Raw genomic sequence first — 14,449 nt, forward strand, 5'->3', positions numbered from 1 at the left:
ATATCAGCAAAAGTATTTATGCTGATACTCTTGCTCTTTCTTTCAGTTCATGCAACGCTGGCGCAGACGGACACCAGTAAAACCTTTCTAAATAATAAACTTACACAAAAAGCCATTAGCTCAGTGAAGCGCAGCCCCAAGCCTGAGGGTGTGATTACGGCAAAAAGTGAGGACCCTTTCCTTCCTTTTGAAGGAAAAATTATCCGGAACATTATTATTAATAAAGTAGGTTTCGAAAAATCAATTTATGACAGCAGTCGTACTTTCAGAAGTACAGCAACACAAATTGCCAATAGTTTGCACGCTAATTCTAAAGAGGGTGTAATCAGAGACAATCTTTTCTTCCGCAAAAATAAGCCCCTTAACCCTTACCGCCTGGCCGACAATGAACGTCATCTGCGTGACCTCGACTTTATTCTCGACTCAAAAATTGAGGTTTGTCTTGTTGATGGCTCCGAAGACTCTGTGGATGTTGAAGTATTTACGCGTGATGTATTTAGTTTGGGGATCAAATTTGAGCCGGAAGAATTTGACGCTTACCGCCTCGATGTATATGATGCCAACCTATTCGGGCAGGGGCAACGAATACAGGTGAATACTTTATTTGATGCTACACGAAACCCGCAGGCGGGTATGGAGTTGAGCTATAGAAAATCAAGTATTGGTGGAACATTAATCAACCCCACTGTTGGCTATACGCAAATCAACACTGGTAGAAGTTATGGCATAGAAAACGAGCACGCTTATTACTTGCGCCTCGATCGTCCTTTAGTTTCACCGTATTCGCGTCTGGCTGGCAGTCTTGAAATCAGTAAGAATTATTCTATAAACAACTATCGCTTACCCGACAGCACTTTCCGTGACTACCGCTACCATCTTGAAGACGTCTGGGCAGGCTACAACATGGGGATCTACAATACAGTGAATAGTCGCGAACGACATTTTGTTGCACTCCGTTACTTCAATCAATCTTTTGAGAGAAAACCCTCTCAACCAGCCGAGATTGTTAATCCTGTTTACAACAATCAAAAATTCTTACTCGGTTCTGTTACTTTTTATGAACAGAATTTTTACAAAACACAATACGTGTACGGCTTTGGTCGTACAGAAGATATTCCCTATGGCAAAACACTCACATTAACAGCAGGTTGGTCGAACGAATTTGGGCTAGATCGGTCTTATGCAGGGATGAATACAGCACGTGAATTTGTTAGTAGAAAGGGTAATTTCTACCGATTGGCAGCAGGTGCAGGTTCTTACTTCAGAGAAGAAAAATCAGAAGATGCTTTTATGTTTGTCAGTGCGCTTTATTACAGCAAATTATTAATGAAAAACAATATCAAAATCCGGCAACAAATTGAAGGCGGGCATGCACAGGCTTTTAGTAACACTATTCGTCCTCTGCTTACACTTAACAATCAATTACAAGGCTTTAGGCCCGATAGCTTGTTTGCATTCAAAAGAACTTTTTTACGTACGGAAACAACAGTGTTTACTCATTGGAAAATATTAGGTTTTAATTTTGCCGGATTTGCAGCAGTTGAAAGTGCCTTCTACCAACAAGACCCAGGCAAAGATGCCTTTCAAAAATTTGTGTGGGGTGTAAATGGTGGCTTCCGCATCAGAAATGAAAATTTAATTTTTGGTACTATTGAAGTCCGTGGATTTTATTTTCCTGTAAAAGTTTGCGGAATAGAACCTTACAGTATTCGTGTCAGTACCAATGTGCGACTTAAATACACCTCAACTTTTGTAAGGGCTCCCTCTTTTGTGAGCTATAACTAAGCTTACTCTTCTAGTTCAACTCCCTTACTTGCTACCCAATCGCGCAGTAAGGCGAGTTCTTCAGCAGTCACCACAGCATCTCTATGTATTAGTGTATACGATTTCAAAGGCATTTCCCCTTCTGCGACTTCTTCTACAACTTCTTCCAATTTATGAGCGGCTTTTTCAGCATCATAACTTTTAAATTCTGAAAAATTCAAATGCTCTTTACCCTCCTCAATATGATCAGCCAACCACCAGGCTACTGGTTGAATGTTAGCATACCACGGATATTTAGTTGAATGACTGTGGCAATCGTAGCATTTCTGCTGAAGTAGCGTTTGCACTTCTTGGGGCATGTCTGTATAAACAAAAGAAATATCATTGGCTGCCAGACCGCTGCCTTCATTTTTTGAGGGACGTATACATTGGATGATGACCAGCACGGCAAGCAAGCCAATCAGTATTTTCTTAACCATAATATTCTTTTTATGAAGATACAATGTTTCAACTTTATAAAGATAGAAAAACGTCTTTTCTTCTATCGGGATATTGTAAACTATTGCAGCATGATTTTTATCACTTCTCGAAGGTTATTCTGATAGCGTAATAAGACCCTCAAGGCATGGTTATACTTATAAAAACCTTAGTATATTTGATTACATACAAAAAACCCTATGAGAAAAATATTCGTCATCACCAGTATTCTGGTTTCGGCCGTCATCATTGTATGGTCGTACTTCTGGATTGATATGCTGCTGCTGTTTGTCATTGTTGGCCCCCTCATTGTTATTGGGATACAAGACATGGTGCAAACTAAACAATCGCTTAAGCGCAACTTCCCAGTATTGGGCAGACTGCGTTATGTTTTCGAAGACCTTCGCCCTAAAATTCAGCAATACTTTGTTGAGTCTGATACCGATGGTTCGCCCATTAATAGAAATGAGCGTTCGGTAATCTACCAACGTGCCAAAAAACAAATCGACACGGTACCTTTTGGTACCCAGCTTAACGTATATGCTGAGGGTTACGAATGGATGACCCATTCCATAAAACCTTTAGATCATAATTTATTAGATCATAACCCCCGCATTAAGTTTGGTGGTAGCAAATGCAAGCAACCCTATCTGGCAAGTGTGTTGAATGTTTCAGCCATGAGTTTTGGTTCACTCAGTTCAAATGCCATTGAATCACTCAATGCCGGAGCCAAAATCGGAAGTTTCGCACACAATACCGGAGAAGGTGGTATAAGCCCTTATCACTTAAAACATGGTGGCGATTTGATCTGGCAAATTGGTACTGGCTATTTTGGTGCCCGAAATGAAGATGGTACTTTCTCACCGGATGCCTTCCAGAAAAATGCGCATAGGCCTGAGGTTAAAATGATCGAGATCAAATTATCGCAAGGTGCCAAACCAGGCCATGGCGGTATTTTACCTGCCAAGAAAAATACCCCTGAAATTGCCGCCATCAGGGGTGTTAAAGTTGGAACCACTGTATTCTCCCCCCCTTATCACAGCGCTTTTGGTAATCCCATTGAACTGATAAAATTCGTAGATCAATTGCGAGAACTCTCCGGAGGAAAACCAGTAGGCTTCAAGTTGTGCATAGGTCGTAAAAGTGAGTTCCTCGGTCTTTGCAAAGCCATGGTTCAACTCAACCTGTATCCTGATTTCATTACCATTGATGGTGGTGAAGGAGGCACAGGTGCAGCCCCTCCTGAGTTTACCAACTTTGTGGGTATGCCTATGTTGGATGCCGTAGCTTTTGCTGATGATGCATTGAGGGGCTTTGGAATCCGTGAACATGTACGATTGATTGCATCAGGAAAAATTTTAACAGGCTTCCATATAGTAAGGGCTATGGCCCTGGGTGCAGACACATGTAATACTGCCCGGGCAATGATGATGGCCTTGGGATGTATCCAAGCATTAGAGTGCCACAAAAATACCTGCCCCACAGGTGTTGCTACTCAGGATCAATATTTCGCTAAAGGTCTGGTTGTAGAGGATAAAAAAGTGCGCGTTGCCAATTATCATAAGAATACCGTAGGCTCATTTGTGGAGTTACTCTCTTGTGCAGGCTTAGCCACGCCCGATGAAATTAACCGCACCCATGTATACAGACGTGTATTCATGAACATGGTAAAGACATACGAAGAAATTTATCCGCCTGTTCCGGATGGATGTTTGCTGGAAGGTGGGGACTCGCCTTTTGAGTACGATAGCTACCTGGCCAAGGCAAGCGCAGATAAGTTTTAATTTTCAGCCAAAGATGGTTTACTAAGCTTGAGCCATCTTTGGTTTAATTTCAATTTTTGCATCGTCTGTGTCTCAAACTACAGCCTTTAACTTTTATTAAGAATCATACACTGGAACGTTAAAAAGGTTAAACAGAAATTTTTATCTTTGTAGCAAAATAGATAAGTGTGATTCGGAAGTTTTTCCCCTTAGATAAAAACTATGTTCTCGAGTCCGCCCAGCTTTCGCTGGAAGCATCGTTGCTTCACTACCTGGTAGACTTTGCTAAAGTCGAGTATCTGCTCAGAACCAATCCCCTGGGAATTAAAGATGATGTAGCTGAGAAAATTCAGCAGCATACCGGCAGTGATTTTCGGCACCTCCATGATTTCTACTTAAACCTGGCAGGCGTATTTCGTTTCAAAAACTACCAGCATAATCAATTAGAATTCACTTTTGACGGCCGCGATCCTTTTGATTGCTATTGTGAGGAATGGACAATTGCCTTTAAGAAATGGATAAAGGAATTTTGTCGTCATGATAATTTCATTCGTGCTGTGCTGGACCTGACGGTTTTCTACCCAGCCGAAAGCCCGCTTTTGATGGTTGACAATCGCATGCATGCCTTTTTGAATCAACATTTTGATGTAAAGATTCATCCCCAAAAAGGCATCGTAAAAAAGATGGCTTAAATTCCCCTGAACAACTCAAAACTTTCCAGGTACTTGGGAACGGTCACGTTCCATCCCAGTCGCTCGTGTATGGCTTTTGCATAATTGTGCAAATCCTCCCCTTCCCCATGCACAGTAAAGGTTTGTTTAGGCTTATCCTTAAAGTTACCCAGCCAGGTAAACAGCTCCTCCTGATCAGCATGGCCTGACATGGAGGTAATAGTCTCAATCTTACACTTTACAGGAACTAATTCACCAAAAATTTTTACACTGTCTCTGCCTTCAAGAATATCACGCCCTCTTGTGCCTTCTGCCTGGTAACCTGCTATTAAAAACGTATCCTGTGCATTCGGAAGACGGTGAAACATATGATGAAGAATACGACCACCCGTCATCATACCACTGGCAGAAATAATAATTGCTCGACTCTTTAGATCGTTGAGTGCTTTGGAATGCTCTCCTGTTTTTACAAATACCAACATGTTGGTTTCTATTTCCTGTGCAAACTCCTTTACTGCATCTCCCATTTTATGATAAGACAGATGTTTAAAAAAGAGATAGGTAGAGGAAATTGCCATCGGACTGTCAACATATACGGGCACGTCAGGAATTCTATTCTCTTTCATGAGCTTACGCAGATAATAGAGCAAGCCCTGTGTTCTTCCAACAGCAAAAGCAGGTATCACCAGCACACCCTTGCGATCAAAGGCATCGTTGACAATGCGTGCCAGATCATTTTCAGGATCAACAAAGGGGTTAGGCTTATTACCATAGGTAGATTCTACAATTAAAATATCTGCCTGCTCAATAGCGCTCGGCTGGCGTAATACGGCCTGCTGATAACGGCCGATGTCTCCGGAGAAAACAAGTTTTTTTGTCTGCATATCTCCCTTAATAAATACTTCAGTAATGGCAGACCCTAATAAATGACCTGCATCATGAAATACAATCTCTACATTGGGGTGGATGGACAGGCGTTCCTTATAACCGATCGTTCTGATTAATGTAAGCGTTTCCCTCACATCTTTTTCTTCATAAAGCGCCAAAGGATTAGCATGCTTTGAGTACCCCTTTTTACGTGCATAATTGGCCTCTTCTTCCTGAAGCTTGGCTGAGTCAAGCAACATGATCTCCATCAAATCTGCGGTTGGTGTGGTGCAATACACTGGTCCGCTGAAACCATCCTTTACCATTTTTGGCAAATAACCTGTATGGTCAATGTGCGCATGGCTGATTACAACGGCATCTATACTGGACGGATCAATCGGGAATTCATCCCAGTTGCGCAGGCGTAACTCTTTCAGACCCTGAAATAATCCGCAGTCAAATAAGAATCGAAAATTATTAATCTCTACTAAAAAGCGGGAACCGGTTACCGATTCTGCTGCGCCTAGAAATTTTATACGCACATCCATTCCCTTATTGATTAAGTCAACATCAGTTTCTAAAAAATATAATCAGTACTCAAAAATCCGGATTCGCGGTTGCGTATAATCTTTCCTATAATAGCTTTGTTGGATTCATTACTCTTTGCCGCAACAAGTGTGCGTATGGAGAATACACGCAGCGCATCGGATACAGACAAGGTACCTTCTGCTGAATCTTTTCTTCCATTAAAAGGATAAATATCCGGACCCCGTTGGCATTGTGCATTCAGGTTTATGCGACCCACCTGGGTAGCAAAAGCATCTATCAAACCGGCAATTACTGTAGAGTCTTTTCCAAATACACTTACCTGCTGACCGAAATTGGAGTCAAGTACGTAGTCGATGGTCTCTTCTACTTTATCGAAAGGCACTATCGGTACTACAGGACCAAACTGCTCTTCGTAGTATACACGCATCTTATTGTTGACCGGATACAAAACCGCAGGGTAAAAGAAAGTATGATTGCTAAGGCCACCATGTTCATTCATAACCGAGGCACCATGTTGCTTAGCGTCATCCACTAAACCTTTCAGATAATCTGCTTTACCTGGTTCCGGTAGTGGTGTTACGCTGACACCGGCATCCCATGGCATACCAATTTTTAGTTTAGCAACCTCCGCATTAAATCTTTTGATGAATTCATCCACAATAGTTTTATGAACAAATAAAATCTTCAAGGCTGTACACCGCTGGCCGTTAAACGACAATGAACCCATCACACATTCACTAATGGCATTATCCAAGTCTGCATCAGGCAAAACAATCGCAGGATTTTTTGCATCCAGACCTAGAATCGATTTTAGTCTATGCGGCTTAGGATGTAAGCGTTTAATTTCGTTCGCACCCTTGTTGGTGCCGATGAAAGCAAAAACATCAAGCTTACCAGTTTCCATTAATGCCCCAACCGTATCGCGACCTTTACCATAAATGATGTTGATTACTCCGGGCGGGAAGCAATCCTTGAAGGCTTCAATTAAAGGCTTGATCAAAAGCACTCCGTACTTGGCAGGTTTGAACACTACTGTATTACCCATAATCAGTGCCGGTAATAAAGTTGAAAAGGTTTCATTGAGCGGATAATTGTATGGCCCCATGCAGAGTACAACACCCAGCGGCACACGTCTGATCTGCGCCATAATACCTTGCTCATTATGAAAAGTAGCCGAACGTCTGTCCGTTGCCTTCAATTCATTAATTGTATCTACAATATAATCGCAGGTTCTATCAAATTCCTTTTCTGAATCTTTCAATGACTTTCCTATTTCCCACATCAAAAGATTAACAACTTCAGTGCGCTTGGCACGCATCTGTATCAGAAATTTCTCTACATGCTCAATGCGTTCACTCACGGTATAGGCTGGCCATTGTCCATGACCACGATCATAGGCTTTTACCGCAGCATCAAGGGCGACCAATGCCTCCTCTTTTGTAAGTAAAGGTGTGCTCCCGATAATTTTTTGTTCTAAACCTTTTGCAGTTTTTGTAAAAACCGGACTCACAACAGGACTCTGCTCGCCTTTCCAATGTTTGAGCTTACCACCAATTAAATATTCATACTGCTCAATTTTTTCAGGTAATTGGTATGCTGGCGGAATGGCTGTTTCATCCGGAAAAAGGTTATTGATCAATGCTTGAATCATGTTAAAAATAATTTGTCTTTAAAAAGATTAACGATGTGTTGAGTTGCTTAAGTTCATTTATTGGCTGACTATCTGTATGCCGGAAGAAGTGCCTATCCTGTCGGCTCCGGCTTCGATCATGGCTAAGGCTTGTTCTTTCGTTTTAATTCCACCCGAAGCTTTAATACCAACTTCTTTTGGCAACACACTTCTCATCAAACGGATGTGTTCTGCCTTGGCCCCAGAAGGAGCAAAACCTGTTGAGGTCTTAACAAAATCAGCACCAGCATCAGCACACATTTTACAGGCCTTGATAATCTCTTCATCAGAAAGATAAGCTGTTTCAATGATAACCTTTAGTAAACGTTGGTTGTCGTGCGTTAGCTTACCACATTTTGCCAGTTCTATCTTGGTCCATTCATGATCTGTTTTAAAAGAAGAAATATTCCAGACTACGTCTACCTCATGTGCACCATTATCAATCGCGCGTTTGATATCATCCAGTTTGGTTTCAGTCATGTTGTAGCCTAGCGGAAATCCAGCCACAGAAACAAGGGTAATGGGTGCTGTTCCTATTTCGCGGTGGGCGCGTTTAACCCAAAAAGGTGGCACACAAATGCCAAAGAAATTGTATTGCTTCGCCTCTGCTACCAATTTGTCGATGTCGTGAATAGTTAGCGTAGGGCTAAGGTTGGTTTGTTCAAGGTAAGCTGCCAGGTTCATGAACTAAAAGTACGATGTCCGGCAGGAAATCAACAAGGTGGGAATGAAGAAAGAATGAATTATTTTCCTCAGGGTCAGTAGTAAAGACCCTGAGGAAATTTACAGGAGTTTAACGCTCCCAAAAAAAAGGAGGCTCAATACCTAAAGCCCGTAAATAAACATAGGCTTGTGCCCTATGGTGTATTTCATTGTCGACAAAGTAGAAAATTGATGACCAGATTGTCCCTTCATACTGACCAAAAGTCTTAATTCGCTCTTGGAATTTTTCATCCGGTATTAAGGACCACAGGCGATTTATCTCCGCAGTATCTTCATCCCATCTTGCTAAAAATTCCGCTTTACTGGTGTAGTTCAAATGCTCCTTCAATTCTTCTGTGCTGTTCATAGCAATTTGTCGGAGGCCCGGCACTGCAATGGCAATTAACTCTTGCATAAGTGCTGAGCAGGTACGCATGCCGCCAATATTAAAAGTGAAAAACTCTTTTTCCGGAAATGCTTCAAGCAGTCTGCGTGTCAGGCCTCGGTGACCTTGCCAATGTGTTAACAAATCTTCTGAGGTAATTACTGGATAGCTTTCGGTTGTATTCATACGATTGTGTTTTGGTTAAATGATAAACCAAATTTCAATCGGGCGTATGACAACCCAGTGTCAGCAGCAAAATCTATTATTAATTTTTTATGAAAATAAATTAAAATGCAGATCCATAAAAGAGGGAGTGATGTCTGCTATCGAGTAATTTAATGCTGTTTAGTAAGCAATGACCCACAATAAGAATTTATAAATCCTATTAGTGCTTGATACCGCAAACTTCACAGAGCTTCATATCCTCGGGTTTGCGTTTTTTGGGTGGCCGTTTATGACCAAAGTAATTGGTGCTGCTGTAATTTGTACCTGCTAAGGTTCTTTCTGCCTTTCGTTTTTGCTTGGCTGTTAACGCTCTTCGTTCTATCGCATGCTGTTGTGCCTGGCGACTGATACCGTCTTTGCTCTTATTCTTAGTGCGTTTTGCTTTAGGCACATATTTGTTGGCATCAGGGTAATAGGGTCCCACTGATGTTACCTGACTAGGTGCTTTCGATCCCTTCTTCTTGCGTTGCGCAAAAGCAAAGGTTGAAATAAGCATCAAGCAAAGTATTAAACGAAAAAGCATAGTCAAAAATAGTGATTATTAACATGCATCATAAACAAGTCTGCATCAAAATCCATTCTGCTGAAATTCTATCGCATTTTAATTGGACAATTGACCAAACGCTGAAAGCTATTGTAGGCATGCACACTTTGTCAACGGTCAATTGCCTACTGTTTATTTTAAGGAAGATAAAAAATCGTCCTTACAAGTTAATGTCTGATACCGCACTCATGGCAGTAGCGCATTTTATGGGGTTCTCGCTTCTTGGGTGGATTTTTATGACCGAAATACAGAGGATTGGTATACTGCGGTTTTGCCAATTTCCTCAGTGTTTTCTTTTTCATTTTTGCAGCCTTCTGCACGCGGTCATAAAAAGCATATTCTGCCGAGTGCTTTACCTTAGGTTGAACTCTTTTCACTTCTCTCGTGCGCTTGTCTACTTTATAAACAGGTTGCACAGCAGGAGAAAGTGAGGTGGGGCCTGTTGGATAGTTTTGTGCTACCACTGTTGCAGGGGAAAGAAAAATGCCAATCAATACCAAATGAAATGGCCTTACTTTAAAATGAAAAAACCTCATACCATATGTTTGAGGCTTTAACGAAGTGTTGTAAAAAATATTTTTAGCTGCCTTTAGCCTCCAGCATAGTCTGCTGTCTGCGGAAAACCCAGGGTGGTGTTGGTTCACTTGTCTTCCAAAGGCCTTTTCCCTTATTCTTAGCTTCCATTCGCACATTTTCAAGTTCAGGTAATGGATTGCGTTCGGCTGTCCAGGCAAGTCCTTCCTTTAGCAACTCAACGCGCAAATCAACCTCTCCCTTCAACCATACAACCGCTAATCGATTTCCCCACCTGTCTTTACCCAGCAACTGCACTTTTACACGCTTGTTTAATATTTTTTTCTGTAAAAACTGCTTTGCCTCCTCACCAAAATCCTGTCCCAGCTCCGGGCTATCAATGCCTGACAACTGTATATCATATGCATCACCGTCTTTGAATTTTATGGTAAAGGTGTTACCATCAACAATGGCAGAAACCTCAGCCTCCATTATTTGATCTGAGGCGCGCGCGGAACAAACGGCCACAATAATCATCAGAATAAGGAGCATCAGTCTTATGGAGATCCAACTTCTACTTGCTGTCATATACCAAAGATGTCTATTGTGATCGATCTAACCGTTACAAGCATCAGCCCGTTCTGATTCGTGTAAGGTTTTGGGGTAGATAGTAGAATTAAGCGTTTAGTGGTGGATTGGATATTTTTCTATGCTTTGATAATCAGGCACTTAACCCTTATTGGGTTAATTTTAGCAGCACAATTTTTCTAATCCGCCTAAGCGCTTAAATTTGCGGACTTATTTTTAGTGTAACTCATTTATTTTCAGCTTAAAACGATTTAAAGATCATGGCGTTGATTGGTACTTTGCGCACCAAAATGGGCACCTGGGTAGTGGTGTTCGTATTTGTTGCTATCGCTGCTTTTATTCTAGGCGATTTATTTGGTAATAATGGTGTTCTGATGGGCCGCAATACTGTTGGCGAAATCGCAGGACACGAAGTTTCTTTGGAAGAGTATCAAGCTGCCATTCAGGAGCGTGAAGCCAACTATGCGATGAATTTTGGTCGCAGTCCGGGTGAGCGCGAAATGACAACGATAAGACAGCAAGCCTGGGAATTGTTGATTGTGCGCCATGCTATTGAAAAACAATATGGAAAAGTTGGCGTAACTGTGAGTGCTGCCGAAGTGCAAGACTTACTTTGGGGTAAAAACGTTGACGAAAACGTAAGACAATCTTTCACCAATCCTGAGACGGGTCAATTTGAGAAAGATCGCGTGGTTTCTTACCTCGCTCAATTAAAAGACATGCCTGAAGATTCTGAGCCACGTATTCGTTGGAAAATGTTCGAGCGTGACCTGGCTCCCAGCCGCACTCGTATGAAATATGAAAATCTTTTAATTAAGGGAGATTATGTTACCAGTGCCGAAGCTGAACGCGAATACCATAGCCAATCTGATGTGGTAGAAGCTTCTTATCTGTATGTTCCATTCTTTGCCATGAGCGACTCTGCTATAAAAGTCAGTGATACAGACCTGAAAAGCTATTACAACAAAAACAAAGAAAAATATAAGACTGAAAATACCAGAGACATCAAGTTTGTGGCATTTCCTGTGGTAGCCTCTGCTGATGATACACTGGCTATTTTCCAGGACCTAATCAAGTTAGCTGGTGAGTTGAAAATCAGTACTGAAGACTCAGCTTTTGTAACCCGCAATTCAGATAACAGCAATGCCTATGTAAAATACACAGCCGCTAATTTACCTGCTTCATTAAGCGATAAAAATTTAGTAGTGGGCGAATTGATCGGGCCTGAGATTGAAAACGGTGCTTTAACGGTTTCTAAAGTTTCTAAATTAGTAGACGATACTGTTTTCAGTGCAAGAGCAAGACACATTCTGATTAAGTGGGATTCGGATAGCGATGCTGACAAGAAGGCTGCTAAAGAAAAGGCAAGAAATATTTTAAAAGAGATTAAAGCTGGTGCTGATTTCGCTGTGAAGGCAAGAGAGCATGGTACAGATGGTACAGCCAGTCGTGGTGGAGATTTAGGTTGGTTTACCAGTGGCCAAATGGTGAAGCCTTTTGAGAAGGCTGTGTTTGATGCTACTAAAACCGGATCATTGAATGACGTTGTAGAAACTGAATTTGGTTATCATTTGATTGATGTTACCAACACTAAGACTAATAAGGCTTATTACGTAGCACGCATCGAGAGAGAAATTACTGCCAGTGATGCATCTATTAATGAAGCATTGCGCAAGGCAGAAGCTTTTGCCAGCGAAGTAAGCGACCTTGAGTCGTTTGAAGCCGCTGCTAAAGCTGAAAACCTGGTAATCCGCGATGCTAAAAAGCTGTTAGCGGGCGATCGTAATGTTAGCTCACTTGGCGATGCCCGTCAATTAGTACAGTGGTTATTCCGCGATGCTGGTAAGGGTGATGTATCAACAGTTTTCGATCTGCAAGAAAATTATGTTGTTGCTGTAATGACTGGTGAAGTTGAAAAAGGTTACAAGCCTTTAGACATGGTGAAAGATGAAATCACTCCTTTGGTTAAGAACGAACTGAAAGGTAATCTTATCATTGAAAAATTAAATAAGGCTACCGGAACACTGGAAGAAGTGAAAGCGGCTTTTGGTAACGATGCCTCAGTTTACTCAAGCAGCGATGTTCGTCTAAACAGCAACTCACTACCCAATGTTGGTTTCGATCCTGTTGCAGTAGGTCTTGCCTTCTCATTAGAGAACGGTAAGCGTTCAAAGCCATTCATCAGCGAAACTGGTGTTGTTATTGTAGAAACAAAGAACAAAACAATAGCACCTGCGCTTGGTGATTACGCACCGTATAAACTTAGCTTACAGCAAGCTGCACAGAACAGGAACTATTCTATTGCAGAAGCTATTAAAGACAGATCAAACATTGAGGATAAGCGTTACAACTTCTTTTAATCATTAACCTTAAACCAAATGCCGCTTTGATCTGATCAAGGCGGCATTTTTTGTTATATGGAACAGCAACAATGGGCAGACTCTTTCCGGGAGAAACTAAATCAGCATTACCAATGGCCGACAGTATACATGTTTAAGTTTATTGTGCCTTCCGGTAAGGAACCTGAAGTTAAAGCCATGTTCTCTCATGAAAGTCTGACAGAAAAATTATCAGCGAATGGCAAATACACCAGCGTTACGGTTCAACTGAGTATGAATACTGCTGAAGAAGTTATAGCCATTTACCAGCAAGCAAGTAGCATAAAAGGCTTGATTGCATTATAGAGCTCCGTTATCCAGGTAAAAAGGCTGCTTCAAATTACTTACCTTCGCTTAGTATTACAGGCACCTAAATCAAAGGCTTATGTGGAAAGAAGAGAACAACAAACTCGTAAAAACATTCACCTTCAATAACTTTATAGAAGCCTTCGGTTTCATGAGTAAGGTGGCCATTATTGCCGAAAAAATGAATCATCACCCTAACTGGAACAATGTTTACAACAAAGTAAACTTTGAGTTGAACACACATGATGCCGGCAATATTGTTACTGAAAAAGATAGAACATTGGCAGCTGCCATTGATGCATTAGTTTAATGGAGCACACATCACTTTACCTGGTTCCCACACCGATTGGCAATCTTGGCGATATTACACTAAGAGCATTAGAGGTATTAAAATCTGTTGATCTTATCCTGGCCGAAGACACGCGCACCTCTGGTTTTTTGTTGAAGCACTATAGTATTGATAAGCCTTTAAAAAGTTTTCACAATTTTAATGAACACAGAACAGTAAGCACACTGGTAGAACGCATGCAGCAAGGCGAAACTTTTGCTTTAGTCTCTGATGCAGGCACACCAGGAATTTCCGATCCTGGTTTTCTGATCAGTCGCGCTGCCGTACAGGCCGGATTAAAGATTGAATGCTTACCAGGCGCCACTGCATTTGTTCCGGCATTGGTAAAATCAGGCTTACCCTGCGACCGTTTTGTTTTTGAAGGTTTCCTTCCCGTTAAAAAAGGGAGGCAAACGCTGCTAAAATCTTTAGTAGACGAAGAACGCACACTTGTATTCTATGAGTCGCCTTACCGCCTGACAAAAACACTTGAACAATTTTGCGAATATTTTGGTGATGACAGACAGGCTTCTGTCTCACGGGAACTTACCAAAAAATTTGAAGAAACTTTTAATGGCACTTTACAGCAAGTACTCCAACACTTCAGTCAAAAAGAAGTGAAGGGGGAAATTGTTCTTATTGTAGCCGGAAAAAGTAAGCATGCGGCTGGTGAAAAGTCATCAAAATATCATTCGGAAGAGGAGGATTGATTTGTATCTT

15 protein-coding genes are annotated in these 14,449 nt (G+C 41.5%); 7 read left to right on the top strand and 8 right to left on the bottom strand.

The annotated features are described in order from the left end of the window. Nucleotides 1-18: 18 nt before the first annotated feature. Nucleotides 19-1,785 (top strand): hypothetical protein, encoded by a 1,767-nt coding sequence (locus ACO1XM_RS08845; protein ID WP_486227991.1) that lies wholly within the window; start codon nucleotides 19-21, stop codon nucleotides 1,783-1,785. 2 nt (nucleotides 1,786-1,787) lie between these two features. Here ACO1XM_RS08845 and ACO1XM_RS08850 read toward each other — a convergent pair whose 3' ends face one another. Next, nucleotides 1,788-2,243: a heme-binding domain-containing protein gene (locus tag ACO1XM_RS08850; protein WP_486227993.1), complete on the bottom strand. Its 456-nt coding sequence runs from the start codon at nucleotides 2,241-2,243 to the stop codon at nucleotides 1,788-1,790. 198 nt (nucleotides 2,244-2,441) lie between these two features. On the opposite strand from ACO1XM_RS08850, the gene ACO1XM_RS08855 reads away from it, so the two are divergent. Both ACO1XM_RS08855 and ACO1XM_RS08860 read left to right on the top strand, forming a co-directional pair. Next, nucleotides 2,442-4,025, top strand: a complete 1,584-nt coding sequence (locus ACO1XM_RS08855; protein WP_486227995.1) for an FMN-binding glutamate synthase family protein — start codon at nucleotides 2,442-2,444, stop codon at nucleotides 4,023-4,025. A 167-nt stretch (nucleotides 4,026-4,192) separates the two neighbouring features. Further along, entirely contained in the window at nucleotides 4,193-4,696 is a 504-nt protein-coding gene (locus ACO1XM_RS08860) for a hypothetical protein (RefSeq protein WP_486227997.1), read from the top strand. Here ACO1XM_RS08860 and ACO1XM_RS08865 read toward each other — a convergent pair. The 7 genes from ACO1XM_RS08865 to ACO1XM_RS08895 form a co-directional block, all read right to left on the bottom strand. Continuing rightward, on the bottom strand, nucleotides 4,693-6,090 hold the full coding sequence (locus ACO1XM_RS08865; protein WP_486227999.1) for an MBL fold metallo-hydrolase RNA specificity domain-containing protein: 1,398 nt from the start codon (nucleotides 6,088-6,090) through the stop codon (nucleotides 4,693-4,695). The genes ACO1XM_RS08860 and ACO1XM_RS08865 overlap by 4 nt on opposite strands. Nucleotides 6,091-6,119: 29 nt before the next feature. Then, nucleotides 6,120-7,742: an NADP-dependent glyceraldehyde-3-phosphate dehydrogenase gene (locus tag ACO1XM_RS08870; RefSeq protein WP_486228001.1), complete on the bottom strand. Its 1,623-nt coding sequence runs from the start codon at nucleotides 7,740-7,742 to the stop codon at nucleotides 6,120-6,122. A 57-nt stretch (nucleotides 7,743-7,799) separates the two neighbouring features. Beyond that, a complete protein-coding gene (deoC, locus tag ACO1XM_RS08875; RefSeq protein WP_486228003.1) occupies nucleotides 7,800-8,444 on the bottom strand; it encodes a deoxyribose-phosphate aldolase in 645 nt (214 codons plus the stop codon). Nucleotides 8,445-8,553: 109 nt separating this feature from the next. Then, nucleotides 8,554-9,033: a DinB family protein gene (locus ACO1XM_RS08880; RefSeq protein ID WP_486228005.1), complete on the bottom strand. Its 480-nt coding sequence runs from the start codon at nucleotides 9,031-9,033 to the stop codon at nucleotides 8,554-8,556. 199 nt (nucleotides 9,034-9,232) lie between these two features. Then, nucleotides 9,233-9,568 (bottom strand): hypothetical protein, encoded by a 336-nt coding sequence (locus ACO1XM_RS08885; RefSeq protein WP_486228007.1) that lies wholly within the window; start codon nucleotides 9,566-9,568, stop codon nucleotides 9,233-9,235. Between the two features lie 215 nt (nucleotides 9,569-9,783). Further along, on the bottom strand, nucleotides 9,784-10,152 hold the full coding sequence (locus tag ACO1XM_RS08890) for a hypothetical protein (RefSeq protein WP_486228008.1): 369 nt from the start codon (nucleotides 10,150-10,152) through the stop codon (nucleotides 9,784-9,786). A gap of 43 nt (nucleotides 10,153-10,195) precedes the next feature. Beyond that, nucleotides 10,196-10,717, bottom strand: coding sequence for a thermonuclease family protein (locus ACO1XM_RS08895; RefSeq protein ID WP_486228010.1), 522 nt, complete (start codon nucleotides 10,715-10,717; stop codon nucleotides 10,196-10,198). Nucleotides 10,718-10,977: 260 nt separating this feature from the next. On the opposite strand from ACO1XM_RS08895, the gene ACO1XM_RS08900 reads away from it, so the two are divergent. The 4 genes from ACO1XM_RS08900 to rsmI all read left to right on the top strand — a co-directional run bounded on the left by ACO1XM_RS08900 (nucleotide 10,978) and on the right by rsmI (nucleotide 14,439). Then, nucleotides 10,978-13,077 carry a peptidylprolyl isomerase gene (locus tag ACO1XM_RS08900; RefSeq protein WP_486228012.1) on the top strand — a complete coding sequence of 700 codons (2,100 nt, stop codon included), beginning with the start codon at nucleotides 10,978-10,980 and terminating at the stop codon, nucleotides 13,075-13,077. Between the two features lie 57 nt (nucleotides 13,078-13,134). Continuing rightward, the gene (locus ACO1XM_RS08905; protein WP_486228014.1) at nucleotides 13,135-13,401 is read left to right on the top strand and encodes a DUF493 family protein; all 267 of its coding nucleotides are present in this window, start codon (nucleotides 13,135-13,137) and stop codon (nucleotides 13,399-13,401) included. A gap of 79 nt (nucleotides 13,402-13,480) precedes the next feature. Further along, nucleotides 13,481-13,711: a 4a-hydroxytetrahydrobiopterin dehydratase gene (locus ACO1XM_RS08910; protein WP_486228016.1), complete on the top strand. Its 231-nt coding sequence runs from the start codon at nucleotides 13,481-13,483 to the stop codon at nucleotides 13,709-13,711. Further along, a complete protein-coding gene (gene rsmI / locus ACO1XM_RS08915; RefSeq protein ID WP_486228018.1) occupies nucleotides 13,711-14,439 on the top strand; it encodes a 16S rRNA (cytidine(1402)-2'-O)-methyltransferase in 729 nt (242 codons plus the stop codon). Before ACO1XM_RS08910 ends, rsmI begins: the two co-directional genes overlap by 1 nt. The last annotated feature ends 10 nt before the right edge of the window (nucleotides 14,440-14,449 follow it).

The organism is Chryseotalea sp. (assembly GCF_057350905.1).